The organism is Pseudomonas sp. CAM1A (assembly GCF_047501685.1).
Taxonomy (GTDB): domain Bacteria; phylum Pseudomonadota; class Gammaproteobacteria; order Pseudomonadales; family Pseudomonadaceae; genus Aquipseudomonas.
Genome location: NZ_JBFNXP010000001.1, coordinates 404619 through 429973 on the forward strand (window position 1 = coordinate 404619; position 25355 = coordinate 429973).

At 65.7% G+C, this 25355-nt stretch carries 20 protein-coding genes; 13 read left to right on the forward strand and 7 right to left on the reverse strand.

The window, feature by feature from the left end; translation table 11 throughout:
- Positions 1–102 precede the first annotated feature (102 nt).
- From ABZO33_RS01890 to ABZO33_RS01905, 4 genes are all read left to right on the forward strand, one after another.
- Complete coding sequence (locus ABZO33_RS01890; protein WP_414534630.1) at positions 103–552, forward strand: EVE domain-containing protein; 450 nt, start codon at positions 103–105, stop codon at positions 550–552.
- 93 nt (positions 553–645) lie between these two features.
- Positions 646–1605 carry an HlyD family secretion protein gene (locus ABZO33_RS01895; protein WP_414534631.1) on the forward strand — a complete coding sequence of 320 codons (960 nt, stop codon included), beginning with the start codon at positions 646–648 and terminating at the stop codon, positions 1603–1605.
- Positions 1602–4325, forward strand: coding sequence for a ribosome-associated ATPase/putative transporter RbbA (rbbA, locus tag ABZO33_RS01900; RefSeq protein WP_414534632.1), 2724 nt, complete (start codon positions 1602–1604; stop codon positions 4323–4325). The genes ABZO33_RS01895 and rbbA overlap by 4 nt, the downstream gene beginning before the upstream one ends.
- A 1-nt stretch (position 4326) precedes the next feature.
- A complete protein-coding gene (locus ABZO33_RS01905) occupies positions 4327–5436 on the forward strand; it encodes an ABC transporter permease (RefSeq protein ID WP_038707028.1) in 1110 nt (369 codons plus the stop codon).
- On the opposite strand, the gene ABZO33_RS01910 is transcribed toward ABZO33_RS01905, so the two are convergent.
- Positions 5437–5838 carry a flagellar basal body-associated protein FliL gene (locus ABZO33_RS01910; protein WP_050703318.1) on the reverse strand — a complete coding sequence of 134 codons (402 nt, stop codon included), beginning with the start codon at positions 5836–5838 and terminating at the stop codon, positions 5437–5439.
- A gap of 157 nt (positions 5839–5995) precedes the next feature.
- Here ABZO33_RS01910 and ABZO33_RS01915 point away from each other — a divergent pair, with 157 nt between their 5' ends.
- From ABZO33_RS01915 to ABZO33_RS01945, 7 genes are all read left to right on the forward strand, one after another.
- The gene (locus tag ABZO33_RS01915) at positions 5996–6976 is read left to right on the forward strand and encodes an NADPH:quinone oxidoreductase family protein (protein WP_414534633.1); all 981 of its coding nucleotides are present in this window, start codon (positions 5996–5998) and stop codon (positions 6974–6976) included.
- Between the two features lie 252 nt (positions 6977–7228).
- The gene (locus ABZO33_RS01920) at positions 7229–8470 is read left to right on the forward strand and encodes an SfnB family sulfur acquisition oxidoreductase (protein ID WP_414534634.1); all 1242 of its coding nucleotides are present in this window, start codon (positions 7229–7231) and stop codon (positions 8468–8470) included.
- 82 nt (positions 8471–8552) lie between these two features.
- Positions 8553–9734, forward strand: coding sequence for an SfnB family sulfur acquisition oxidoreductase (locus ABZO33_RS01925; protein WP_414534635.1), 1182 nt, complete (start codon positions 8553–8555; stop codon positions 9732–9734).
- Positions 9734–11125: an LLM class flavin-dependent oxidoreductase gene (locus tag ABZO33_RS01930; protein WP_414534636.1), complete on the forward strand. Its 1392-nt coding sequence runs from the start codon at positions 9734–9736 to the stop codon at positions 11123–11125. The genes ABZO33_RS01925 and ABZO33_RS01930 overlap by 1 nt, the downstream gene beginning before the upstream one ends.
- The gene (locus tag ABZO33_RS01935) at positions 11118–11918 is read left to right on the forward strand and encodes a MetQ/NlpA family ABC transporter substrate-binding protein (RefSeq protein WP_414534637.1); all 801 of its coding nucleotides are present in this window, start codon (positions 11118–11120) and stop codon (positions 11916–11918) included. The genes ABZO33_RS01930 and ABZO33_RS01935 overlap by 8 nt, the downstream gene beginning before the upstream one ends.
- A gap of 1 nt (position 11919) precedes the next feature.
- Positions 11920–13029 carry a methionine ABC transporter ATP-binding protein gene (locus tag ABZO33_RS01940; protein WP_414534638.1) on the forward strand — a complete coding sequence of 370 codons (1110 nt, stop codon included), beginning with the start codon at positions 11920–11922 and terminating at the stop codon, positions 13027–13029.
- Positions 13019–13663: a methionine ABC transporter permease gene (locus tag ABZO33_RS01945; protein ID WP_414534639.1), complete on the forward strand. Its 645-nt coding sequence runs from the start codon at positions 13019–13021 to the stop codon at positions 13661–13663. The genes ABZO33_RS01940 and ABZO33_RS01945 overlap by 11 nt, the downstream gene beginning before the upstream one ends.
- A 60-nt stretch (positions 13664–13723) precedes the next feature.
- Here ABZO33_RS01945 and dibA read toward each other — a convergent pair whose 3' ends face one another.
- Positions 13724–15619 (reverse strand): phosphodiesterase DibA, encoded by a 1896-nt coding sequence (dibA, locus tag ABZO33_RS01950; protein ID WP_414534640.1) that lies wholly within the window; start codon positions 15617–15619, stop codon positions 13724–13726.
- A gap of 150 nt (positions 15620–15769) precedes the next feature.
- Between dibA and desA the strand changes: the two genes are divergently transcribed.
- Both desA and ABZO33_RS01960 read left to right on the forward strand, forming a co-directional pair.
- A complete protein-coding gene (gene desA, locus ABZO33_RS01955; protein ID WP_414534641.1) occupies positions 15770–16954 on the forward strand; it encodes a delta-9 fatty acid desaturase DesA in 1185 nt (394 codons plus the stop codon).
- Positions 16955–17095: 141 nt separating this feature from the next.
- On the forward strand, positions 17096–18085 hold the full coding sequence (locus ABZO33_RS01960; RefSeq protein ID WP_414534642.1) for a GGDEF domain-containing protein: 990 nt from the start codon (positions 17096–17098) through the stop codon (positions 18083–18085).
- A 6-nt stretch (positions 18086–18091) separates the two neighbouring features.
- On the opposite strand, the gene ABZO33_RS01965 is transcribed toward ABZO33_RS01960, so the two are convergent.
- From ABZO33_RS01965 to ABZO33_RS01985, 5 genes are all read right to left on the reverse strand, one after another.
- Positions 18092–18871 carry a hypothetical protein gene (locus ABZO33_RS01965; protein ID WP_414534643.1) on the reverse strand — a complete coding sequence of 260 codons (780 nt, stop codon included), beginning with the start codon at positions 18869–18871 and terminating at the stop codon, positions 18092–18094.
- Positions 18872–19012: 141 nt separating this feature from the next.
- Entirely contained in the window at positions 19013–20350 is a 1338-nt protein-coding gene (locus tag ABZO33_RS01970) for an HDOD domain-containing protein (protein WP_414534644.1), read from the reverse strand.
- 135 nt (positions 20351–20485) lie between these two features.
- The gene (gene gabT, locus ABZO33_RS01975; protein WP_414534645.1) at positions 20486–21763 is read right to left on the reverse strand and encodes a 4-aminobutyrate--2-oxoglutarate transaminase; all 1278 of its coding nucleotides are present in this window, start codon (positions 21761–21763) and stop codon (positions 20486–20488) included.
- Between the two features lie 183 nt (positions 21764–21946).
- On the reverse strand, positions 21947–23389 hold the full coding sequence (gabD, locus tag ABZO33_RS01980; protein ID WP_046853707.1) for an NADP-dependent succinate-semialdehyde dehydrogenase: 1443 nt from the start codon (positions 23387–23389) through the stop codon (positions 21947–21949).
- A gap of 279 nt (positions 23390–23668) precedes the next feature.
- Positions 23669–25342: an aryl-sulfate sulfotransferase gene (locus ABZO33_RS01985; RefSeq protein WP_414534646.1), complete on the reverse strand. Its 1674-nt coding sequence runs from the start codon at positions 25340–25342 to the stop codon at positions 23669–23671.
- Positions 25343–25355 lie beyond the last annotated feature (13 nt).

A 25355-nucleotide genomic window follows, 5' to 3' on the forward strand; every position in this document is an offset into this window, starting at 1 on the left:
GGCGCATTTTCCGACAACATGAGTCGCTAGGCAAACGTTGACGCCAACCGACTGTCGGTTTCATGCAACGAGTTATTTCAAACTCTTTCAGGAGCAGCATCCATGGCCTACTGGCTGATGAAATCCGAGCCCGACGAGCTCTCCATCGAAGCCTTGGCACGCCTGGGCAGTACCCGTTGGGACGGGGTACGCAACTACCAGGCGCGCAATTTCCTGCGGGCCATGAGCGTAGGCGACGAGTTCTTCTTCTACCACTCCAGCTGCCCGCAACCAGGTATCGCCGGCATTGCCCGGATCAGCGCCGCGGCGTACCCGGACCCGACCGCCCTCGACCCGCAAAGCCACTACCACGACGCCAAGGCCAGCGCCGAGAAGAACCCGTGGAGCGCGGTGGATGTCGAGCATGTGCAAACCTTTCGCCGGGTACTCGGCCTGGGGCTGCTCAAGCAGCAGGCGGCATTGGAGGAACTGCCGCTGGTGCAAAAGGGCAGCCGCCTGTCGGTGATGCCGGTGACCGCAGAACAATGGGCGGCAATCCTCGCGCTGAGCTGATTGAGCGTCTATTGTCAGGGGTTTGACCAATATCAACGCGCCAGGATGCGCGTCGCGCCAGGATAAGGCGTGCAAGCCGCAGGATGCAGACCGATGAATCGAAAAGCCCCCAGAATCTTCGCCTCCGCCTTGGTGTTGCTGCTACTGACGGCCGGCGGGCTGGGTTACTGGAAGTCCCTACACGACCGCCTGCCCGAAGGCCTGAGCATGGGCAACGGGCGCCTCGAATCCACCGAAGTGCAGATCGCCAGCAAGGTCCCCGGGCGCCTGGCCGAGGTGCTGGTCGATGAAGGTGACAAGGTCACCCGCGGCCAAATGCTCGCGCGCATCGACACCCGCACCATGGAGGCCCAGCGCAGCCAGGCCGAGGCCGAGGTACTGCGCGCCCGCGAGAACTACGCCGCCGCCCAGGCCAGCGTGCAGCTGCGCCAGAGCGAACTGCTGCTGGCCAGCCAGGAGCTCAAGCGCGTGCGCGAAATCTACCAGCGCAAGTTCGCCAGCCAGCAGTTGCTCGACCAGCAACAGGCACGCTATGACACCGCCACCTCTGCCGTGGTCGCCGCCCGCGCCCAGCTGGCGGCGATCAAGGCCGCCATCGGCGCCGCCGAGGCCCAGGTCGCCCAGCTCACCAGCGAAATCGACGACAGCAGCCTGCGCGCCCCCATCGACGGCATCATCCAGCTGCGCCTGGCCGAGCCTGGCGAGGTGCTCGGTGCCGGTGGCCGGGTGCTGATGCTGATCGACCCCAGCGACCAGTACATGAATCTCTACCTGCCCGCCGCCACCACCGGCCGGCTGACCGTGGGCGACCAGGCGCGGATCGTGCTCGACGCCCTGCCCGAGCAGGCCCTGCCGGCGAAAATCGCCTTTGTCGCGGCTAAAGCGCAGTTCACCCCGAAACAGGTCGAGACCCGTGACGAGCGGCAAAAACTGGTGTTCCGGGTCAAGCTGCGCCTGACCGAGCCGAGCGCTGTGCCCCAGGCCAAGCCGGGCATGCCCGGTGCCGGTTATGTGCGCACCGCCGACGTGGGCTGGCCGGCCAACCTGCAATGAACGCGGCAACAGCGCTGCAGGCCGACAGCGTCAGCCACCGCTATGGCGATCTGCAGGCCCTGCACCCCCTCGCGTTCAGCCTGCCGGCCGGCACCCGCTGCGGCCTGATCGGCCCGGACGGCGCCGGCAAGTCGACCCTGCTCGGGCTGATTGCCGGGGTCAAGCGCCTGCAACAGGGTGAGTTGCAGGTGCTCGGCGGCTCGATTCGCCAACGCCGCCACCGCACCGCGCTGTACCCCAAGGTCGCGTTCATGCCCCAGGGCCTGGGCAACAACCTGTACCCGGAGCTGTCGATCCGCGAGAACATTCGCTTCTTCGCCACCCTGTTCGGCCTTGGCCGCGCCGAGTGCGAGCAACGCATGACCAGCCTGCTGCGCGCCACCGATCTTGAGCGCTTCGCCGAGCGCCCGGCCGGCAAGCTGTCGGGCGGCATGAAGCAGAAGCTGGGGTTGTGCTGCGCGCTGATCCACGAGCCGGACCTGCTGATCCTCGACGAGCCGACCACCGGCGTCGACCCGCTGTCGCGGCGGCGCTTCTGGGAGCTGGTCGAGCAGGTGCGCGCGCAACGCCCGCAGCTGACCCTGCTGGTGGCCACCGCCTACATGGAGGAGGCCGAGCAGTTCGAGCACTGCCTGATGCTCGATGCCGGTCGCTTGCTGGCTGCGGGCTTGAGCCGTGAGCTGGCGGCGGCCACGCCCAGTGGCAAGCTCGACGATGCCTTCACCCACTTCCAGGGGGCCGGCCGCGAGCAACCCGAGCCGCTGCGGATTCCGCCACGCCAGGCCGACGACGGGCCGATCGCCATCGAGGCCCACGACCTGACCTTGCGCTTCGGCGACTTCACTGCGGTGAACAAGGTCAGCTTCGCCATCGGCCGCGGCGAGATCTTTGGTTTCCTAGGCTCCAACGGCTGCGGCAAGACCACCACCATGAAGGTGCTCACCGGCCTGATGCCGGCCAGCGAGGGCAGCGCCAGCCTGCTTGGCCGTCCGGTGGATGCCGGCGACCTGGCCACGCGCAAGCGGGTCGGTTTCATGTCCCAGAGTTACTCCCTGTACGGCGAGCTGAGCGCCCGGCAGAACCTCGAGCTGCACGCTCGCCTGTTCGACCTGGACAAGGCCGACAGCGCGCCGCGCATCGCCGAACTCATCGAGCGCTTCGACCTTGGCGCCATCGCCGACCAGCCTTCCGGTGCCCTGCCCCTGGGTCTGCGCCAACGCCTGTCGCTGGCCGTGGCAGTGCTGCACCGCCCAGAAGTGCTGATCCTCGATGAACCAACCTCGGGCGTCGATCCGGCGGCCCGCGACGACTTCTGGCGACTGCTGGTGGAGTTGTCCCGCGAGCAGGGCGTGACCATCTTCCTGTCCACCCACTTCATGAACGAGGCCCTGCGCTGCGACCGCATCTCGCTGATGCACGCCGGCCGGGTGCTGGCCTGCGACACCCCGCAGGCCCTGCAAGTCCAGTTCGGCGGCGACACCTTGGAAGACGCTTTCGTGCGTTGCCTCGAACAGGCCCAGGACGCGCCCACCCAGACACAAGCCGACACCACGCTGGAACAGGCGGCTGCCCCAGCGCCCGCCCTGCGCCAGGCCTTCAGCCTGCGCCGCCTGCTGGCCGTAGCCAGCCGCGAGGGCAAGGAGCTGCTGCGCGACAAGGTGCGTCTGACCTTCGCCCTGGCGGGGGCATTGTTCATGATGGTGATCTTCGGCTATGGCATCTCGCTGGATGTGGAAAACCTCGCCTTCGCCGTCTATGACCAGGACCAGAGCCCGCAGAGCCGCGCCTACCTGGAGGCCTTCCGTGGCTCGCGCTACTTCGCCGAGCGGCCGCCGATCCGCGATGCCCGCCAGTTGCACCAGCGCCTGCAGCGCTCGGAGATCAAGCTGGCCCTGGAGATCCCGCCGGGCTTCGGCCGCGACCTGCATGCCGGGCGCCAGCCGGTAGTGGCCGCCTGGCTCGATGGCGGCATGCCGTTTCGCGCCGAGACCAGCCGCAACTATGTCGAGGCCGTCCACCAGGCCAACCTGGAGCAGCTGGCCGCCCTCGGCCCCCACCCCGTGGCGCGCCAGCAGCCGGTGCGCCTGGAAACGCGCTTCCGCTACAACCAGGACGTGGTCAGCGTGAACGCCATCGGCCCCGGCGTCATGGCGCTGATCCTGGCCTTCATCCCGGCCATGCTCACCGCGCTGGGCATCGTGCGGGAAAAAGAGCTGGGCTCGATCACCAACTTCTACGCAACGCCCCTCACCCGCCTGGAATTTCTGCTCGGCAAGCAGGCGCCCTACCTCGCAGTGAGCCTGGTCAACCTGGCGCTGCTGGTGGCGATGAACCGCTGGCTGTTCGGCGTGCCGCTCAAGGGCAGCCCGCTGGCCCTGGCCTGCGGCGGCCTGGCCTACCTGCTGGCGACCACCAGCCTGGGTCTGTTGATCTCGGCGTTCACCCGCACGCAGATCGCCGCGATCCTCGGCACCCTGATCATCACCAGCCTGCCGACCATCCAGTTCTCCGGCCTGATCGTGCCGCGCTCGTCGCTGGAGGGCGCGGCGGCGCTGATGGGCCAGTTGTTCCCGGCCGGCTACTTCCTCGACATCGCCGTCGGCACCTTCACCAAGGCCCTGGGCCTGCGCGAGCTGTGGCCGCAGTGCCTGGCGCTGCTGGGCTTCTTCGCCTCCTTCACCGGGCTGAGCCTGATCATGCTGAAAAAGCAGGAGGCCTGAGATGAGCCGTCTCTCCCACACCTTGCGCCTGGGCCTGAAGGAACTCACCAGCCTGCGCCATGACAGCGTGTTGCTGCTGTTCCTGCTGTACGCCTTCAGCGTGGCGATCTACATGCCCGCCGCAGGCTCGGTGATCGGCGTGCACAACGCCAGTGTCGCCGTGGTCGACGAAGACCACGGCGCCATCTCGCGCAAGCTCGCCGAGTCGCTGCAACCGCCCGAGTTCCAGCCCGCCGTGGCACTGCCGGCGGATCGCCTGGACCAGGCCATGGACAGCGGCCAGTACACCTTCGTGATCAACGTGCCGGTGAACTTCCAGGCCGACCTGCTGGCCGGGCGTTCGCCGGAGCTGCAGGTCAACGTCGATGCCACGGCCATGAGCCAGGCCTTCATGGGGGCCGGCTACATCGGGCGGATCTTCGAACGCGAGCTGCTGGAATACGCAGGCCGCAGCACCAGCAGCCCGGCACTGCTCAATCCGAAGGCGCTGTTCAACCCCAACCTCGAAGGCGGCTGGTTCCTGGCGGTGATCCAGATCGTCAACAACATCACCATCCTGGCCATCATCCTCACCGGCACCGCGTTGCTGCGCGAACGCGAGCACGGCACTCTCGACCACCTGCTGGTGCTGCCGTTGACGGCACTGGAAATCATGCTGGCGAAGATCGCCAGCAACGCCCTGGTGGTGGTGGCCTGTACCTGGATATCGCTGGAAGTGGTGGTCAAGGGCGCCCTGGGCGTGCCGCTGGCGGGCTCGATGGGGCTGTTCCTGGGGGTGACTGCGCTGTACCTGTTCGCCAGCACGGCACTGGGCATCTTCCTCGCCACCCTGGCGCGCTCGACACCGCAGTTCGGCCTGCTGGCGATCCCGGTGATCATCCCGATGCTGCTGCTATCGGGGGGCAGCACGCCGCTGGACAGCATGCCGCAGTGGCTGCAGTGGGTCATGCAGGGCTCGCCTTCGACCCACTTCGTCAGCCTCGGCGCGGCGATCCTGTTCCGCGACGCCGGGCTGAGCGTGGTGTGGCCGGACGTCGCGGCGCTGGCCGCGATCGGCCTGGTGTTCTTCGGCGTGGCCCTGGCGCGCTTTCGCCGCAGCCTCGCCGCCTGATCACTGCACGATCAGGTTGTTGAACAGCAGGTCCTCGACGATCGGCTTGCCCTCTTCGGACTCCATCACCTGCTGCACCTGCTTCAGGGCTTCCTGGCGCAGCTTTTCCTTGGCCTCGACGTTGCTCATGTTGTCCACGCCCTGCTGGGTGAACAGCGCCACCAGTTGGTTGCGGATCAGCGGTTCGTGGTGCTTGACCGCCGTGGCGGCGGCATCGCCGGTCACGCGCAGGGCGACGTCGGCCTTGTACACGCGCAGCTTGGGGCCGCCGTCGAGGGCGTAGTTGCCAACGAAGGGCGGGCTGAGGCTGATGTAGGCGACCTTGGGTTCGCCTTCCTTTTCCTCGGCCATCGCCGCCACTGGCAGCATCAGGGCCAGCACCATCAAGATCCACGCTTTCACGAATTCGCTCCTCAATACAGTTGGCGCCAGCTTACCCAGCGCGCCGGCCAAACCCAAGCCCGGGCTTATGCCGGCTCATCAGGGCCGACCATGCTCGTTGACCCTCGGGGTGGCCCTCCTACACTTATCGGCCACCACACGCAAAGGAATAGCCCTGATGAAAGCCTTGTTGTGCAAAGCCCTGGGCCCGGCGCGGGACCTGGTCCTGGAAGAGGTCGCCAGCCCCGCGCCGAAGAAGAACGAGATCCTCCTCGACGTGCACGCCGCCGGGGTCAACTTCCCCGACACCCTGATCATCGAGGGCAAGTACCAGTTCCAGCCGCCGCTGCCGTTCGCCCCGGGTGGCGAGGCGGCCGGCGTGGTGGCTGCGGTCGGCGAGAAGGCCGGCGCGTTCAAGGTCGGCGACCGGGTCATGGCCCTGACCGGCTGGGGCGCCTTCGCCGAGCAGGTGGCGGTACCGTTCTACAACGTGCTGCCGATCCCGGCGGGCATGGACTTCACCACCGCCGCCGCGTTCGGCATGACCTACGGCACTTCGATGCACGCCCTGACCCAGCGCGGCCAGCTCAAGGCCGGCGAAACCCTGCTGGTGCTCGGCGCCTCGGGTGGCGTAGGGCTGGCGGCGGTGGAAATCGGCAAGGCCCTGGGCGCCCGGGTGATCGCCGCAGCCAGCAGCGCCGAGAAACTGGCAGTCGCCCAGGCGGCCGGCGCCGACGAACTGATCGACTACAGCCAGGCCAGCCTCAAGGACGAGATCAAGCGCCTGACCGGCGGCCAGGGTGTGGACGTGATCTACGACCCGGTCGGCGGCGCGCTGTTCGACCAGGCCGTGCGCGGGCTGGCGTGGAACGGGCGGTTGCTGGTGGTGGGCTTTGCCAGCGGCACGATCCCGCAACTGCCGGTGAACCTGACGCTGCTCAAGGGCGCGGCGGTGCTCGGGGTGTTCTGGGGCGCGTTCGCCCAGCGCCAGCCGGAAGACAACGCGGCCAACTTCCGTCAGCTGTTTGCCTGGCATGCCGAAGGGAAACTCAAGCCTCTGGTGTCCCAGACCTATGCGCTGGCCGAGGGCGGCGCGGCAATCGAGCGCTTGGCGCAACGCCAGGCGGTGGGCAAGCTGGTAGTGACGATACAGCGTTGACCGTTCTGGCCCCCTCGCCGGCTTGCCGGCGAGGGGGTCGACCCGGCAGTTCTTCTATTCATATTCCTAAACGGTAGTTCATAAACTTTTTCTAAACGAATAGGGTATATAGACCGGACCACCGGACCAGCAAATGTCTGTCGCCCTCAGCTGAGGCGACGCTTCCCACTTTGTGAGGTAAGGAATGGTCAGGAACACAATCACCCCAGTGGCCAACGCCAGGGCATTGAGTGCAGCCAAGGAGCGGTACTGATGTCCAGCCAGCCAACTACCCGAATCCCCAGCGATCACGACAGCTCACCGTTGCTGCTACCGGCCAAGGTGCTGCGCAACGATGAAGAAGCCCTGCAAGCCGCCCGCGAGCTGGCCGAGGTGGCCCGCCAGCAGGCCGCCAAACGTGACCAGCAGCGCAAGCTGCCCTGGGCCGAGATCGAACAGTTCACCCGCAGCGGCCTGGGCAGCATCAGCGTGCCCAAGGCCTTTGGCGGCCCCGAGGTCTCGTTCGAAACCATCGCCGAAGTGTTCCGCCTGATCAGTGCCGCCGACCCGGCGCTGGGGCAGATCCCGCAGAACCAGTTCGGCATCCTGCAACTGGTGCGCCTTACCGCCACCCCGGCGCAGCAGGAAGCGATCTTCCGCGCCGTGCTCGACGGCTGGCGCATCGGCAATGCCGGCCCCGAGCGCGGGACCAAGGACACCCTGACACTCAAGGCGCGCATTACCCGCGAGGGCGACGGCTATCGCATCAGTGGCGAGAAGTTCTACTCCACCGGCGCCCTGTACGCCCACTGGGTAGCGGTAAAAGCCCTGGACGATGACGGCCGGCAACGCCTGGCCTTCGTCCGTCGCGGTAGCCCGGGGCTGCGCATCATCGACGACTGGTCCGGCTTCGGCCAGCGCACCACCGCCAGCGGCACCGTTCTGCTCGACCAGGTGCCGGTGGACGCCGACCTGGTGGTGGATAACTGGCGCCTGCGTGAGGAGCCCAGCATCCAGGGTGCCGCCTCGCAGCTGATCCAGGCGGCCATCGACGCCGGCATCGCCGAAGCGGCCATCAAGGACACGATTACCTTCGTCCGGGAAAAATCGCGGCCCTGGATCGAGGCCAAGGTCGAACGCAACAGCGACGATCCCTATGTGATCGCCGACATCGGCCGCCTGAAGCTCGAACTGCATGCCGCCGAGGCCCTGCTGCGCAAGGCCGCCAGGGTGCTCGACGAGGTGAACGCCGGGGTGATCGATGCCGCCGTCGCGGCCCGTGCCTCGATTGCCGTGGCCGAAGCCAAGGTGCTCACCACCGAGATCTCGCTGCAGGCCAGCGAGAAGCTGTTCGAGCTGGCCGGCAGCCGCGCCAGCCTGGCCGAGTTCAACCTCGACCGGCACTGGCGCAACGCCCGCGTGCACACCCTGCACGACCCGGTGCGCTGGAAGTACCACGCCGTCGGCGCCTACCACCTCAACGGCACCCTGCCGGCCCGCCATTCCTGGATCTGATATCGGCCCGTCGCGGGGCAAGCCCGCTCCCACGCGCTCGCGTGAGGGCGGGCGTGCTCCGCGATGGGACCTGGAGAGCACAATGACTGCATCCATCATCACTACCGACGCCCAGGCCCTGGCCGTCGCCGACGAACTCGTCCACTACCTGCGCGAAGACAGCGCCCTGCGCGACCGCGAACGCCGCCTGCCCCATGCCGAACTCGAACGTTTCGTGCAGTCCGGCCTGTGGGGCATCAGCGTGCCCAAGGCCTTTGGCGGCGCCGGTGTGTCCAGCGCCACCCTGGCCAAGGTCATCGCCCGCATCGCCCAGGCCGACGCCTCGCTCGGGCAGATCCCGCAGAACCACTTCTACGCCCTGGAGGTGCTGCGGGTGAACGGCAGCCCCGAACAGCAGCGCCGCCTCTATGCCGAAGTCCTCGCCGGCCGCCGCTTCGGCAACGCCCTGGCCGAGCTCGGCACGAAGAACGCCCACGAGCGCACCACGCGCCTGAGCCGCGACGGCGACCATTACCGCATCGATGGCCGTAAGTTCTACTGCACCGGCGCGATCTACGCCCAGCGCATCCCGACCCTGGTGATCGACGAACAGGGCGTATCGCACCTGGCCTTCGTGCCCGCCGACAACCCGGGCATCGAGGTGATCGACGACTGGAGCGGCTTCGGCCAGCGCACCACCGGCAGTGGCTCTGTGGTGTTCAACCATGTGCAGGTGCGCGCCGAGGACGTGGTGCCATTCCAGAGCGCCTTCGAACGCCCGACCACGGTCGGACCGCTGGCGCAGATCCTCCATGCCGCCATCGACACCGGCATCGCCCGCGCCGCCTACGAGGATGCCCTGCACTTCGTGCGCACCCGCAGCCGCCCCTGGATCGACTCCGGCCTCGATAAGGCCAGCGACGATCCGCTGACCCTGAAGAGCTTCGGTCACCTTGCAATCCGCCTGCACGCCACCGAGGCCCTGCTTGAACGCGCGGGTGAAATCCTCGACATCGCCCAGGCCGACAGCAACGCCGAGACCTTGGCCGCCGCCTCGATTGCCGTCGCCGAGGCCCGTGCGATCAGCACCGAGATCTCCCTGGCCGCCGGCACCACGCTGTTCGAGCTCGCCGGCAGCCAGGCCMCCCTGGCCGAGCACAMCCTCGACCGCCACTGGCGCAACGCCCGGGTGCACACCCTGCACGACCCGGTGCGCTGGAAGTACCACGCCATCGGCAATTACTACCTCAACGACGAGAAGCCGCCGCGCCGGGGGACCATCTGATGGCCAAGCAGATCCTGCTCAATGCCTTCAACATGAACTGCATCGGGCATATCAACCACGGTTTGTGGAGCCACCCTCGGGACACTTCGACCCAGTACAAGACCCTCGACTACTGGACCGACCTGGCCCGCCTGCTCGAGCGCGGGCTGTTCGACGGGCTGTTCATCGCCGATATCGTCGGCACCTACGACGTCTATGGCCAGTCGCTGGACGTGACGCTCAAGGAGTCGATCCAGTTGCCGGTCAACGACCCGCTGCTGCTGGTCTCGGCCATGGCCGCCGTTACCAAGCATCTAGGTTTCGGCCTCACCGCCAACCTGACCTACGAGGCGCCTTACCTGTTCGCTCGGCGCCTTTCCACACTCGACCACCTGAGCAATGGCCGGGTCGGCTGGAACATCGTCACCGGCTACCTCGACAGCGCCGCCCGGGCCATGGGCCTGGAACAGCAACCGGAGCACGACCGCCGCTACGACCAGGCCGACGAGTACCTGCAGGTGCTGTACAAGCTGCTCGAAGGCAGCTGGGCCGACGATGCCGTGGTCGCCGACCGCGCGCAGCGTGTCTATGCACGCCCCGACAAGGTGCGCAAGGTCGAGCACCATGGCGAGTTCTACAAGGTCGAGGGCTATCACCTGTGCGAACCTTCGCCGCAACGCACGCCGGTACTGTTCCAGGCCGGCAGTTCAGCGCGCGGTTTGGCCTTTGCCGGCAACCATGCCGAGTGCGTGTTCATCAGCGGCCAGGACAAGGCCGCCACCCGCGCCCAGGTCGACAAGGTGCGCGCCGCGGCCAAGGCGGCCGGGCGCGACCCACAGGCACTCAAGGTGTTCATGGGCATCACCGTGATCGTTGCGCCGACCGAGGCGCAGGCACAGGCCAAGCACGCCGAATACCTGCACTACGCCAGTGCCGAGGCCGGGGTCGCGCATTTCGCAAGCTCCACCGGTATCGACTTCTCGCGCTACGAACTCGACGAGCCCATCGGCTTCGCCAAGGGCAACGCCATCCAGTCCGCCACTCGCCAGTTGCAGGAAAGCGCCTGGACCCGCCGCCGCCTGCTCGAACAGCACGCCCTGGGCGGTCGCTATGTAACCCTGGTCGGCGACGCCGAGCAGGTGGCTGAGCAACTGATCGCCTGGATAGACGAAACCGGCCTGGACGGTTTCAACCTGACCCGCACCGTCACCCCGGAAAGCTACGAGGACTTCATCGAACTGGTGGTTCCCGCCCTGCAACGCCGCGGTCGCTACAAGACCGCCTACGCCGAGGGCACCCTGCGCGAGAAGCTGTTCGCCAACGGCGAGGCACGCCTGCCCGCCGGGCACCCCGGCGCCCGCTACCGCAACACCCCCGACCCTGCCCCGACTGGAGCCCTGCACCATGCTTGAGAAACTGTTCCGGCCCGTCGCGGCCATTGCCCTGGGCCTCGGCCTGTCCGCCGCCGCCTTTGCCGCGGAGCCGCTGAAGATCGGCACCACCGCCGCCTTCGCCATCCCCCTGGAGGCGGCGGTGGAGGAGGCCCATAAACAGGGCCTGGATGTGAAACTGATCGAATTCAGCGACTGGATCGCGCCGAATGTCAGCCTCAACAGCGGCGACATCGACGTGAACTACTTCCAGCACATCCCGTTCCTGGAAAACGCCAAGGCCGCCGCCGGCTTCAACCTGGTCCCCTATGCACCAGGGATCATCAACAACGTCGGGCTGTACTCGAAAAAGTACAAAAGCTTTGCCGAGCTGCCCGAAGGCGCCAGCGTGGCCATCGCCAACGATCCGATCAATAGCGGCCGTGGCCTGCAACTGCTGGCCAAGGCCGGCCTGATCACCCTCAAGCAGGGCGTGGGTTACAAGGCCACCGAGGACGACATCATCGCCAACCCGAAGAAGATCAAAATTCTCCAGGTAGAAGCGGTACAACTGGTGCGCGCCTATGACGACGCCGACCTGGTGCAGGGCTACCCGGCGTATATCCGCCTGGCCAACACCTTTGACGCCACCTCGGCGCTGCTGTTCGACGGCCTGGAGAACAAGGAGTACGTGATCCAGTTCGTTATCCGCCCACAGGAGAAAAACGACCCGCGCCTGGCCAAGTTCGTCGATATCTACCAACACTCGCCAGCCGTGCGCGCCGCCCTGGACAAGGCCCATGGCAAGCTCTACCAGGCCGGCTGGGAAGGCTGACATGGCCCAGGCCAGCGCCCTGAGGGCGCCCATCCCGTCCGCCGAACCGTTCAAGGCCGAGGAAACGGCCCTGCGCCCGGAAGTGAACCAGGCGCACATCCGCTTCATCGGTCTGGCCAAGACTTATCCGGGCCAGGTCCAGCCAGCGCTGCAAGGCATCGACCTGAACATCCGCCGCGGTGAAATCTTCGGCATCATCGGCCGCAGCGGTGCCGGCAAGTCTTCGCTGCTGCGCACCATCAACCGCCTGGAACAGCCCAGCCAGGGCCGGGTGCTGATCGACCAGGTGGATATCGCACCGTTCGACGAAGACCGCCTGGTGGCCCTGCGCCGGCGCATCGGCATGATCTTCCAGCACTTCAACCTGATGTCGGCCAAGACCGTGTGGCAGAACGTCGAGCTGCCGCTGAAGGTGGCCGGCGTAACCAAGGCCGAACGTCAGCGCAAGGTAAGCGCGCTGCTGGAGCTGGTGGGCCTTGCGCAAAAGCACCATGTCTACCCGGCGCAGCTGTCCGGCGGGCAGAAGCAGCGCGTCGGCATCGCCCGGGCGCTGGTGCATGACCCCGAGATCCTGCTGTGCGACGAAGCCACCTCCGCGCTCGACCCGGAAACCACTGCCTCGATCCTCGAGCTGCTGCGCGACATCAACCAACGCCTAGGCCTGACCGTGGTGCTGATCACCCACGAAATGGCGGTGATCCGCGATATCTGCCACCGCGTGGTGGTGCTCGAGCGGGGCGAGATCGTCGAACAGGGCGAGGTCTGGCAAGTGTTCGGCGCGCCGCGCCACGACGTCACCCGGACCCTGCTCGCACCGCTGCAGACCAAGCTGCCGGCCGCCTTGCAAGCCAGCCTGCGTGCCCAGCCGATCAGCCGCGACGCGGCTGTGGTGCTTAAGCTCGACCTGGTGGGCGAGCCGGAGCTGAGCGCCCTGTTCAGCGATCTGGGCGGGCGCGTGCGGCTGCTCCAGGGCGGCGTCGAGACCATCGGCGAGCATGCTTTGGGGCAACTGATCCTGGCCGTACGCGGCTCGCCGCTGGACACTGACCAATTGCTCGAACGCGCCCGCCGCTGGGCCGCGGATGTGGAGGTACTCGGCCATGTGGATTGATCGCCTGCTGCAAGGCTTGCTCGACACCCTGCTGATGGTCGGCGTGTCCTCGTTGGTTGCGCTGCTCGTCGGGGTGCCGATGGCAGTGCTGCTGGTCACCAGCGACAAGGGCGGGATCTTCGAGGCCGCCGCGCTGAACCGGGTGCTGGGCGCCATCGTCAACCTGTTCCGCTCGATCCCGTTCCTGATCCTGATGGTCGCGCTGATCCCCTTCACCCGCCTGGTGGTTGGCACCACCTATGGCGTTTGGGCCGCGGTGGTGCCACTGACCATCGCCGCCACGCCGTTCTTCGCGCGCATCGCCGAGGTCAGCCTGCGCGAGGTGGACCATGGCCTGATCGAAGCCGCACAGGCCATGGGCTGCCGGCGCTGGCACATCGTCTGGCACGTGCTGCTGCCCGAAGCGCTGCCAGGCATCGTCGGCGGGTTCACCATCACCCTGGTGACGCTGATCAACTCCTCGGCCATGGCCGGAGCGATCGGTGCCGGAGGCCTGGGGGATATCGCCTATCGCTACGGCTACCAGCGCTTCGACAGCCAGATTATGCTGACCGTGATCGTGATGCTGGTGGCATTGGTGGCGGTGATCCAGCTGGGCGGGGATCGCCTGGCCAAGGGATTGAACAAGCGTTGAGGCCACCGCGGGGCAAGCCCACGACCCACCGTGGGAGCGGGCTTGCCCCGCGATACGGTCTCAACCCCAGTGCAGCTCCGCCGCCGGCACCGGCCGCCCGAACCAGTACCCCTGCCCCAGCTGGCATTGCTGCTCCAGCAGGAACCGCGCCTGTTCCGCCTGTTCAACCCCTTCGGCATGCACCTGCATGCCCATGCTCCGCGCCAGGGCGATGATCACCCGCACGATGGCGATGTCGTCCTCGTCATGGGGCAGGCCCGCGACAAAGCCCTGGTCGATCTTGAGCTTCTGCACGGGCATTCGCTTGAGCCGCAGCAATGACGAATAACCCGTGCCGAAGTCGTCGATGGCCAGTGTCACACCCAGCTCGCGCAAGCGGTGCAACTGCTCCAGGGCGACTTCAGGGTCTTCCATCACCGCGCTCTCGGTTACCTCAAGTTCCAGCAGCGCAGGGTCCAGCCCGGTGTCATGCAGCGCATCGGCCACTTGTCGGTACAGGTCGCGCTGGCTGAACAGGCGGCTGGAAATGTTCACCGCGACGAACGCCAGCTGCCGCCCTTCGGTCTGCCATTGCACCATCTGCCGGCAGGCCTGGTGCAGCACCCAGGCGTCGATCTCGGCGATCAGCCCGGTGCGCTCGGCGATGGGGATGAACTCCCCGGGCGGGACCAGGCCGCGCTGCGGATGCTGCCAGCGCACCAGGGCCTCGACGCCGATCATCCGTGCGGTGAACAGGTCGTGCACCGGCTGGAAGAACACCCGCAGCTCCTGCTGCTCCAGCGCCCGGCGCAACTCGCCAGCGGTCTCGACCCGCTGCTGGGCATGGGCGGTAAGCTCCTCGGTGTACAGCGCGTAGCAGGCGCGGCCATTGCTCTTGGCCTTGAACAGCGCCGAATCGGCGTTGCGCAGCAGCTGTTCGGCACTCAGTGCATCGTTGGGGAACAGGCTGATGCCGATGCTGGCACTGATGAACAGGCGGTTGCCCTCGAAGCAGAACGGTTCTTTCAAGCGTTCGATGATCGATTGCGCCAACTTGCCGGCCTGGCCGACCTGCTGGCAGCTCTCGGCCAGCACGCCGAACTCGTCGCCCCCCAGGCGTGCCAGGGTCACGCCGTTGCCCAGCACCTCGCGCAGGCGTTCGCCGACCAGCTTGAGCAGTTGGTCGCCAATGGTGTGGCCGAGGCCATCGTTGATGCTCTGGAAGTGGTCGAGGTCGAGCAGCAGCAAGGCGCAGCCGCGCTTGTTGGCCTGCGCCGCAGCCATCGCCTGCATGGCGCGATCATTGAACAGCAGGCGGTTGGGCAGGCCGGTCAGCGGGTCGTGATGGACAAGGTAGGCCAGCTCTTGCTCGGTGTGCTTGATCACGCTGATGTCGCTGAACACCGCAACGTAATGGCTGAGTTCACCACTGTCGTCACGAATGGCACAGATCGTCTGCCACTGCGGGTAGATCTCCCCGCTTTTACGGCGGTTCCAGATTTCTCCGCTCCATTCGCCCTGCTCCGCCAGCGCGGCATAGATCTGCTGGTAGAACGGCGCGCCATGCCGCCCGGACTTGAACTTGCTCGGGCGCTGACCAATGACTTCTTCTTGCTGGTAGCCGGTAATGCGCATGAACGCCCGGTTGACGTGCACGATCAGGCCGTTGCGATCGGTCACCAGCACCCCTTCCAGGGTGCTGTCGAACACCGCTGCGGCCATGCGCAGGCGTTCGCGGTCCTCGCTGCGCAGGCGGGCGCCGATGCCGATGAAATCCAGCAGGCGCGCGCGGGAAACGAAGATCAGCGCGGCACTGAGCAAGACCCAGAGCACGACATTGATCTGCCGCCCCACGGCCAAGGCCAACGGGTCCTCGGTCATGCCGTGCAGGACCAGCTCGGACAGCGCCAGCCAGAGAATCGAAAGCAACACGTAGAGCCCGGCCATGCGCAAGGCGTCGCGAACGGAAACAGACATGTCGGGTGAATGAGCCCATGAAAAATGAAGGGGCATTATAGGGGCTGAAACACCCTGTGACTTCCTATCCAAAAGCGCGACTGGTTTTATTTCCCCGCCAAAGGATAATGCCAGCGTTGTTCCGCCTGTTTTCCGAGGGTATTTCCCGTTATGTGGTATTACGGTCTGCTCGACTTGTCGGCCTGGCAACTGGTCGCCGTCACCCTGCTGATGACCCATGTGACCATCGTCAGCGTCACCATCTACCTGCACCGCTACTCAGCCCACCGCGCCCTGGAGCTGAACGCGGGCCTCAAGCATTTCTTCCGCTTCTGGCTGTGGCTCACCACGGCGCAGAACACCCGCGAGTGGACCGCCATCCACCGCAAGCACCACGCCAAGTGCGAAACCCCCGACGACCCGCACAGCCCGGTGCACAAGGGCCTGGGCACCGTGCTGCGCAAGGGCGCCGAGCTGTACCGGGAAGAAGCGCGCAACGAGGAGACGCTGCGCATCTACGGCAAGAACTGCCCGGACGACTGGATCGAGCGCAACCTATACACCCGCTACAAGCTCGGCGGCATCGCCCTGATGGCAGTCATCGACCTGCTGCTGTTCGGCACCATCGGCATCACCATCTGGGCGATCCAGATGATGTGGATCCCGTTCTGGGCCGCCGGCGTGGTCAACGGCCTGGGCCATGCCGTGGGCTATCGCAACTTCGAATGCCGCGACGCCGCCACCAACCTGGTGCCGTGGGGCATCATCATTGGCGGCGAGGAGCTGCACAACAATCACCACACCTATCCCAACTCGGCGAAGCTCTCGGTGCGTCGCTGGGAGTTTGACATGGGCTGGATGTGGATCCGCCTGCTGAGCCTGCTGCGCCTGGCCAAGGTGCAACGCGTGGCGCCTATCGCCCACCGCGTGGAGGGCAAGGCATCGCTGGACATGGACACCGCCATGGCCATCCTCAACAACCGCTTCCAGATCATGGCCCAGTACCGCAAGCTGGTGATCGGCCCGCTGGTCAAGCAGGAGCTGGACAGGGTCGATACTTCGGTACGCCACCGCTTCCGCCGCGCCAAGCGCCTGCTCTCGCGGGAAACCAGCCTGCTGCAGGATCGCCACCACGTGCGCATCGAGTCGCTGCTGGCCCACAGCCAGGCACTCAAGACCATCTACGAAAAGCGTCTGGCGCTGCAGCAGATCTGGGCGCGTACCAGCGCCAATGGCCACGACATGCTCGCCGCCATGAAGGACTGGGTACACGAGGCCGAGGCCAGTGGCATCCAGTCGCTGCGTGACTTCGCCGCCCAGCTCAAGACCTACTCGCTGCGCCCCAACGGCGCCTGAGCCACCGTTGATCGGCATGCCCCGCAGCGGGGCGTGCCGACCGGAACTTCCCCCCCTGTAATCGACTCAAATCCGGCATATCGCCCGCGTGGCGGGCCGGATCGTGGCCGCACGCCCATCGTCGAGAACCGTTCCGTGCTCATGGCCAAAGATATCCCACCCACCTCAACCGGCACCCCGCGCCCCGAAGCTGCTCAAACCCTGCTCGCCCTGTTGCACGCTCAAGGCGAAGTGGCCCGCCTGAGCGAACGCGAGCAGCTGTACAGTTCGCTGCTCGACAGCGTCAACGCCGTGCTCTGGGCCTTCGACTGGGAAACCCGCCAGGTGCTCTACGTCAGCCCCGCCTACGAGCGCATCTTCGGCCGCCCGGCCAGCCTGGTGCTGGCCGACTACAACGAATGGCGCGACGCCATCTACCCGGACGACCTGGAGTACGCCGAGCGCAGCCTGGCCCAGGTGCTGGTCAAGGGTACCGTCGAGGACCGCGAGTACCGTATTCTCAACGCCGCCGGCGAGGTGCGCTGGCTCAGCGACAAGTGCTATATCAACCAACAGCGCGAGGGCGACCAGCGGGTGATCATCGTTGGCATCGCCGAGGACATCACAGAGAAGAAGCAACTCGAAGGTGAGCTGCAACGCTTGGCCACAACCGACGTGCTCACCCAGAGCAGCAACCGCAGGCATTTCTTCGAGTGCGCCCAGCAGGCCTTCGACAGCGCCCGCGAGGACGGCACGCCGATGGCCTTCCTGCTGCTGGACATCGACGACTTCAAGCACATCAACGACAGCTATGGCCATCAGGAAGGCGACCAGGTGCTGCAGCGCATAGCCGACAGCGGCAAGGCCGTGCTACGTCGGGGCGATCAGTTCGGGCGCATAGGGGGAGAGGAGTTCGCTGCCGTGTTCCCGGGCTGCACCGCGCAGGTGGCCGAACAGATTGCCGAGCGGCTGCAGCGGGAGATCCAGCGGTTGAGTTTCAGCCATGGCGAGCAAACCTACGGGGTCACCGTAAGCCAAGGGCTGACCGGGCTGCGAGATGAGGATGAAACGCTCGACAGCCTGTTCGCCCGGGCGGATTCGGCCATGTACCGTGCCAAGCGCCAGGGCAAGAACCAGATCGTCAAAGGCTGAAGCGGATCACTTCGCAGCTGCGGTACTCCACTCGTAATCGATCGGCCCGCTACGTGGCCCAGCCAATTTCCCCGCAGGCTCTTTTTCCAGTCCCTCCTTGAAGCCGACTTCGAGAAAATGCCATTGCTGATCGGTGATTTCCCCCGCCAGAGCGATGGCTTGGTCTGTGTAGCGTTTGATCAACGCAGCCTTTCTGGAATCTTTCGAATAGCTCATAGGCACCTCCGATATATGGAAATTACGTTGCTGGCTCATAGCCGCAACGGGCATCACGAGACTCCCGGTCGAATCGCGAGCGAAGCCAAGCGACAAATACAAGGGTTCAGCCCCCGGGTCGGGCTGTTGAACTTCTATTCGCGAGTACTTGAGCATCCTTGCGTACTCCGCAACTGCCAGCAGCGACAGTGAAGCCACTAGCCCCCTCAATGGGTTCCCCGGGCCGGGATTGCCCTCCAGCAGGATGATCTTGATGCAGCGCCTGCTTTGCCGGGGGCTGGCATAGCAAAGACCGCAGAGCTCTCGCGCTGACCACAACGACAGGTCGAAACCTTTGAGATCGCAGTCCGTCCATCGCGGCACCTCCTCCCAAGGAAAGTGGTGGGTCTGCTCGCCCCAGCACTGAAAAGCCTCGACAGCCCTATGACCTAAGGGTTCGAAACACACCTTGTCGACGTCAAACCCAGAACCGAGCAGACGTTGGCTCCTGCAGAATGCTTCCTGGGCGAGCTTCCGCGCTTGCGATCGATAGACCTGATAGCGCAGACCACGGTGTCTGTACGTGCTCATCTTCAGCCGCAACCTTCCTGCCATTCCGTTGTTGGAGTGGAGGGAAAACTACCCCTGAAGGATTTCTCTGGATACGAACAGCCGTCCGCAATATCTGTAGGAAGGATCCCAAGCCTGAATACAACCCCGGCGATACGCCAATCAGGCCTGGTGCTCCTCGCCCTCGGCCGGACCTGCATCGGTAGCCGGCGCAATGATCGGGGCAACCTCCGGCTCGTTCGCGGCAGCTTCCGCCGCCAGACGCTCGGCATCTTCCCGCGCCAGCGCCTCGGGGTCCACCTTGCGCAGCCGCGACAGCTCCGGCAAGCCAAGCTTGAGCAGGCGCGCCGTCTTGCTGCTGGCAATCTTCTCCAGCCCTTCGCTGGGCTTGAGCCGCGCCAACTGCCCGGCCAGGTTCATCGCCAGGATTTCCCGAGAGTAAACGCCACCACCCAGCTGGTACACCGCGGCGATCAGCTCGCGCAGGTCGAGCGGCAAGCGCCAGCGAGTGCGTAGCGCCGAGCCGAACGGCGCGCCGAACTCGTTGAGCGACAGCTCCACCTGGTCCTCGTCCAGCTCGCCACCGGCCAGGCGCCACTCCTGCAAGGTACGCAGCACCGCCAGGTCGCCCAGGCAATGCAACAAACCGGCGCAGTAGCAGCGCCCTTCGTCCACTTCGAGCGTGCGCGCCAGGGTGCGGGCGTAGTCGGCAGCATGCAGCGAAAGGTTCCAGTAGTGCGCGGCATGCCGCGCCAACAGGGGGTCACTCAACCGCGCGCTGCGCTTGAGCGTGAGCCCGAGGATCAGGTTCATGCTCTGGGTGCTGCCAAGCTTGTTCAACGCCTGCAGCAAGGTCTGCACGGGCGCTTCGCGGTGCAGCGCGGCGCTGTTCGCGGCGGCGATGAGTACGCCGGTGATCTGCGGGTCGTTGCGTACCTCTTCCTCGAGCACCTTGAGATTGAGGCCATGGGGATTGAGGGCACGCTTGACCGCCACCTGCACATCGGCAAACAACGGGCCGCCATCGGCAGTAGCCCGGCGCTGTTCCAGGTAGGCCGGCAGTTGCGCGCCGGGCTGCAGCGGCGGCACCGGGCAGGCAATCTGCTCGCCCACCTCCAGCAGCAGGTTTTCCAGGCGCTTGCGCAGGTTGTCCAGGTCGAGCGGCTTGCTGAGGTACGCCGTGGGCTGCAGTGGCACGGCCTCGCGCACGCTGGCACTGTCAGTGCGATCGCTCATGAGGATAAATGGCAATCCAGGCCTGTCGCCCTTGGCGCGCACCTTGCGCAGCAGGTCGAGGCCATCGAGGCCGGCGAGTTCGCGGGCAGCAATGATCAGGTCAGGCTTGCTCGCCAGCGCGTTCAGCGCCTGCGAGCCATCGGCGCAAACCTGTAAGCGCGCATCGCAGCGCACGCTGAGCAGCATTTCGCTGAGCATGTCGCGCACCCAGGGGTCGCCTTCGGCAATCAGCACGCAGGGGGGGACGGGGTCGGCAGCGCTCATGAGCGAGTCTCCAGAAATGACGCGCGATCCATCGCAGCTTCCACGGATTCCTCGTACAACCTTAGCGCCTGAAGCCTACGAACGGCATAAAAAAACCCGCCGAGGCGGGTTTTTTTCTGAAACGTGTCACATATTTCAGGCCAGTTCGGCGAAGCACTCTTCGATGATGGCCAGGCCCTTGTCCAGCAGGGCGTCTTCGGCGGTCAGCGGTACCAGGATACGCAGGACGTTGCCGTAGGTGCCGCAGGACAGCAGGATCAGGCCTTTGTCACGCGCCTTGGCGACCACCTGGGCAACGGCGGCGGCGTTCGGGGTGTAGGTGCCTTTCTCGAAGACTTCCACGGCAATCATCGAGCCCAGGCCACGGACATCGCCAATGATCGAGTGCTTCTTCTGGATTTCACGCAGGCCGGCGGTCAGGCGCTCGCCAACGGCCTTGCTGCGATCCAGCAGTTTCTCTTCCTCGAACACTTCGATCACCGCCAGGGCTGCGGCGCAAGCGATCGGCGAACCGGCGTAGGTGCCACCCAGGCCGCCCGGGGCGATGGCGTCCATGTACTCGGCCTTGCCGCACACACCGGCCAGCGGGAAGCCGCCGGCGATGGACTTGGCGAAGGTGGTCAGGTCAGGCGCGACGCCCATCTGCTCCATGGCGAAGAAGGTGCCGGTACGGCCAGCGCCGGTCTGCACTTCGTCAGCGATCAGCAGGATGCCGTGCTGGTCGCACAGGGCGCGCAGGCGTTTCATCAGCTCTTTCGGCGCAGGCAGGAAGCCGCCTTCGCCTTGCACAGGCTCGAGGATGATCGCGGCGATGTCGCGCGGCTCGGCGTCGTTCTTGAAGATGCGCTCGACCGAAGCGATGGCGTCGTCAACGCTGACACCGTGCAGCTCGCTCGGGAACAGGGCGCGGAAGATGCCGCCTGGCATCAGGCCCATGCCGGCGGAGTACGGCACGACCTTGCCGGTCAGACCCAGGGTCATCATGGTGCGGCCGTGGTAGGCGCCGGTGAAGGCGATCACGCCGGCACGGCCGGTGGCGGCACGGGCGATCTTCACGGCGTTTTCAACGGCTTCGGAGCCGGTGGTGACCAGCAGAGTCTTCTTGTCGAAGTTGCCTGGTACCAGCTTGTTGATCTTCTCGCACAGCTCGACGTAAGGCTCGTAGGCCAGCACCTGGAAGCAGGTGTGGCTGACCTTGGTCAGTTGCTCTTGCACGGCCGCGACCACTTTCGGGTGCAGGTGGCCAGTGTTGAGAACGGCGATGCCGCCGGCGAAGTCGATCAGTTCGCGGCCTTCAACGTCGATCACCGTCGAGTTCTTCGCAGTATCGACGAAGATCGGGTGGATCTGGCCAACGCCACGTGGGACGGCGGCGACACGACGTTGCATCAGGGATTCGTTGGTCTTGCTCATAGTGCCCTCAATTGCGCCGGTTCTGCGGCGCTTTTATTCGGGGGTGGCTGGACGCAGGCGTGCACAGTATTCGTTGATCGACTGTCACGCATGCCCTGGCCACCGGGTACCGCTATGTCAAAAAGGCCAGCGAGACGTCGCTCTCGCGCCCCGCTGGCAGAGGTAAAACCGTTTACCTGGCGATCAGACGCTGATACACAGGTATTTGATCTCGAGGTAGTCCTCGATACCGTATTTGGAACCTTCGCGGCCCAGGCCCGAGGCCTTGATGCCGCCGAACGGCGCGACTTCGTTGGAGATCAGGCCGGTGTTGATGCCGACCATGCCGTATTCCAGGGCCTCGGCGACGCGGAACACGCGGCTCATGTCACGGGCGTAGAAGTACGAGGCCAGGCCGAACTCGGTGTCGTTGGACATGGCGATGACTTCGGCCTCGTCCTTGAAGCGGAACAGCGGCGCCAGCGGGCCGAAGGTCTCTTCCTTGGCGACGGCGGCGGTTTTCGGCACGTCGACCAGGATGGTCGGCTCGAAGAAGTTGCCTTCGATGAGTTTGCCACCGGACAGCACCTTGGCGCCCTTGGCGACGGCGTCCTCGATGTGTTCCTGGACCTTGGCGACAGCCTTGCCGTCGATCAGCGGGCCAGTGGTGGTGCCTTCTTCCAGGCCGTTACCGATCTTCAGCTTGGCCACGGCGGCCTTGAGCTTCTCGGCGAAGGCGTCGTAGACGCCGTCCTGCACGTAGATACGGTTGGCGCAGACGCAGGTCTGGCCGTTGTTGCGGTACTTGGAGATGATCGCGCCCTCGACCGCCTTGTCCAGGTCGGCGTCGTCGAACACGATGAACGGCGCGTTGCCGCCCAGTTCCAGGGAAACCTTCTTGATGTCCTTGGCGCATTCTTCCATCAGCTGGCGACCGATTTCGGTCGAGCCGGTGAACGACAGCTTGCGCACCAGGGAGTTGCCGGTCAGCTCGGAGCCGACTTCGCCGGCGCTGCCGGTGATGACGCTCAGCACGCCAGCCGGGATGCCGGCACGGGTGGCCAACTCGACCAGGGCCAGAGCGGAGTACGGAGTCTGCGAAGCGGGCTTGAGCACCATGGTGCAACCGGCGGCCAAGGCCGGGCCGGCTTTACGGGTGATCATCGCGGCAGGGAAGTTCCACGGGGTGATGGCGGCGGTGACACCGATCGGCTGCTTGATGACGATCAGGCGCTTGTCCGGCTGGTGGCCAGGGATGACGTCACCGTAGACGCGCTTGGCTTCTTCGGCGAACCACTCGATGAACGAGGCGGCATAGGCGATCTCGCCCTTGGCTTCGGCCAGCGGCTTGCCCTGCTCGGTGGTCATCAGGCGGGCCAGGTCGTCCTGGTGCTCGATCATCAGCTCGAACCAGCGGCGCAGCTTGCCGGCACGCTCCTTGGCAGTCAGTGCGCGCCAGGCCGGCAGCGCCTTGTCGGCGGCCTCGATGGCGCGGCGGGTCTCGGCGGCGCCCATCTTCGGCACGCTGCCGATCACTTCACCGGTGGCCGGGTTGGTCACCTTGATGGTCTGACCGCTGTCCGCATCCAGCCATTCACCGTTGATGAAGGCCTGCTGGCGGAACAACTGAGCGTCTTTGAGCTGCATGTCGGCTTCCCTTTACTGCGAATTTTGATTGTTGAAAAGGCGCCCTCGATTGGGGGGCGGCCGTCAGGAATTCGTGCACCAGGGTGTTCGACGCCTGGATGCCGAGCGTTTGAAATCTCAAACGGAATGCTAAGCGGGCGCTGGGGGGTTGGACAATAGGCTGTTCGAAAAAAAGAACGAGTGGTCGAGATTCAGATCAGTGGAAATGCAGCGCGGGGCAAATCGCATCGGTGCGCCGATACGATTTGCCCCGCGATAGGGCCCTGGAAGGTTAGTCCATCAGAACGCTTTGTCGAGATCGATCACCAGCGCCCGGTAGCCCACGCTGCCCGGCTGGCGGCTGTGCACTTTCAGCTCCACCGCCACGTCCTGGCTGCCGCGACGCACTTCATTGAGCACGCTGGTCGTCAGCTTCTGGGGCGTGAGGAAGTTCACCGAAGCCGAATAGATGAACTGGGTATCGGTATCGGCCCGATACGCCACCACCGAGGTGATCGGGCTGTACCACTCATCACCACGCTCCTTGCCGTACTGCCACACCTGCTCGACCGTGCCCTTGGCCTCGTCGATCTTGTACTCCACCGCCCGGCTGTAGTTGCCCGCCAGCTTGGTCGGGCCGAAATCCCGGCCCCAGCCGTTGTCGAACACGGTCAGCGTGCCGCGCCCGGTCAGCCAGGCGGTGTGCTGGGTCCAGGACCACTCGAAGCCCTCGCCCACGGGTTTGAGCACCTTGTCCCGCAGGCGCGCCGGCCAGCCCTGGGGCGCGGCAAGAATCCACTTCACCTGCTTGTCGCGACCGATCTTTACCACGCCCTGGTGGCGTGCTGAAACGATAATGCTGTCGTCATCGGCGTCGTAGTCGATGGCGTTGACGTGGGCCCAGTTGCGTCCGGTGCCTACCCCCGGCGTATCGCCGAACGGCTGCTCGCCCTCGGCCAGCTCGTTGGCCAGGCGCTCGTCGTGTTTCTGCACGCCGTCCGGCAGCTGGATGGCCGCCTTGCCCAGGGTTTCCAGCAGTTCGCCGCGGTACGGGTCGAGGATCTGGTTGAGGTCCCAGAAGTCCAGCACGTCGCCGGCCTCGTTGACCTCGATGATATGATCGCGGATCGAGCGCACGCGCTTGCCGTCCGGGCGGCGGTAATCGCTGGTGCCGACCCGCAGCAGGTAGGTGCCGTTGGGCGTCTCGCGGATCTCGTGGGAGAAGTCGGCGAACTTGTCCGGCAGGTTGCGCTGCCAGATACGCCGGCCAAGCAGGTCGTACTTGGAGTAGGTCTGGCCCTGGCCCCAGATCAGCTTGCCGTCGCGGGTCTGGTGGAAGCCCATGGTCCCGCCCAGGCCGTCGCGGTGGTTGGAATCGTGGATCTGCTCGATATCGAGGTACCAGCGCACATCGCCGTTGCTGTCGGCGATCCAGTTGTTGCCCACCGAGTCCCACTCGGCGGCGCCGCCCAGGCCGTTCCACTTGAAGGCACGCCCGCCGGGGATCTCGGCCAGCAGGTGGTTGAACAGGTACAGGCGCCGCTCGAAACCGGGCGCGACCTTGACCGGCTCCACTTCGGGCAGCGCGGCAGTCTGCTTCGCCACCACCGGCAGGCGCACTGCCGGGGCGTAGATTTCGTAACGTTCGCGGATGCGTTCGCCATCGAGCTTGTAGCTCACCTCGATCTGGTTGACGTGGTCGGGGTAGAGGCCGAACACCGGAATGCCACCGTAGGTCCACAGCGAGCGGTCGGATACATCGTAGACAATATCGACACCGCGCTCGCCGCGCCCCAGCACCCGCACATGGGCGGCGCTCAGGGTGCGCCCGCCATCACGGATGATCGCGGTCAGCGGCGCCAGGCGGTATGGGTTGACCACCACGTCGCCGAGCAGGGCTTCGTCGCGGTCGGGTACCTTGGCGGTGAGGCAGGCGCCTTCGGGCAGGTCGTGGGGTTGGGTCTTGGCGTTCATGGCAAAGCTCCTT

Bases quoted from the DNA above. Each gene is read 5' to 3' on its own strand.
- ABZO33_RS01890 (WP_414534630.1), top strand. From the start codon at position 103: ATGGCCTACTGGCTGATGAAATCCGAGCCCGACGAGCTCTCCATCGAA.
- ABZO33_RS01895 (WP_414534631.1), top strand. From the start codon at position 646: ATGAATCGAAAAGCCCCCAGAATCTTCGCCTCCGCCTTGGTGTTGCTG.
- rbbA (WP_414534632.1), top strand. From the start codon at position 1,602: ATGAACGCGGCAACAGCGCTGCAGGCCGACAGCGTCAGCCACCGCTAT.
- ABZO33_RS01905 (WP_038707028.1), top strand. From the start codon at position 4,327: ATGAGCCGTCTCTCCCACACCTTGCGCCTGGGCCTGAAGGAACTCACC.
- ABZO33_RS01915 (WP_414534633.1), top strand. From the start codon at position 5,996: ATGAAAGCCTTGTTGTGCAAAGCCCTGGGCCCGGCGCGGGACCTGGTC.
- ABZO33_RS01920 (WP_414534634.1), top strand. From the start codon at position 7,229: ATGTCCAGCCAGCCAACTACCCGAATCCCCAGCGATCACGACAGCTCA.
- ABZO33_RS01930 (WP_414534636.1), top strand. From the start codon at position 9,734: ATGGCCAAGCAGATCCTGCTCAATGCCTTCAACATGAACTGCATCGGG.
- ABZO33_RS01935 (WP_414534637.1), top strand. From the start codon at position 11,118: ATGCTTGAGAAACTGTTCCGGCCCGTCGCGGCCATTGCCCTGGGCCTC.
- ABZO33_RS01940 (WP_414534638.1), top strand. From the start codon at position 11,920: ATGGCCCAGGCCAGCGCCCTGAGGGCGCCCATCCCGTCCGCCGAACCG.
- ABZO33_RS01945 (WP_414534639.1), top strand. From the start codon at position 13,019: ATGTGGATTGATCGCCTGCTGCAAGGCTTGCTCGACACCCTGCTGATG.
- dibA (WP_414534640.1), bottom strand. From the start codon at position 15,619: ATGTCTGTTTCCGTTCGCGACGCCTTGCGCATGGCCGGGCTCTACGTG.
- desA (WP_414534641.1), top strand. From the start codon at position 15,770: ATGTGGTATTACGGTCTGCTCGACTTGTCGGCCTGGCAACTGGTCGCC.
- ABZO33_RS01960 (WP_414534642.1), top strand. From the start codon at position 17,096: ATGGCCAAAGATATCCCACCCACCTCAACCGGCACCCCGCGCCCCGAA.
- ABZO33_RS01965 (WP_414534643.1), bottom strand. From the start codon at position 18,871: ATGAGCACGTACAGACACCGTGGTCTGCGCTATCAGGTCTATCGATCG.
- ABZO33_RS01970 (WP_414534644.1), bottom strand. From the start codon at position 20,350: ATGAGCGCTGCCGACCCCGTCCCCCCCTGCGTGCTGATTGCCGAAGGC.
- gabT (WP_414534645.1), bottom strand. From the start codon at position 21,763: ATGAGCAAGACCAACGAATCCCTGATGCAACGTCGTGTCGCCGCCGTC.
- gabD (WP_046853707.1), bottom strand. From the start codon at position 23,389: ATGCAGCTCAAAGACGCTCAGTTGTTCCGCCAGCAGGCCTTCATCAAC.
- ABZO33_RS01985 (WP_414534646.1), bottom strand. From the start codon at position 25,342: ATGAACGCCAAGACCCAACCCCACGACCTGCCCGAAGGCGCCTGCCTC.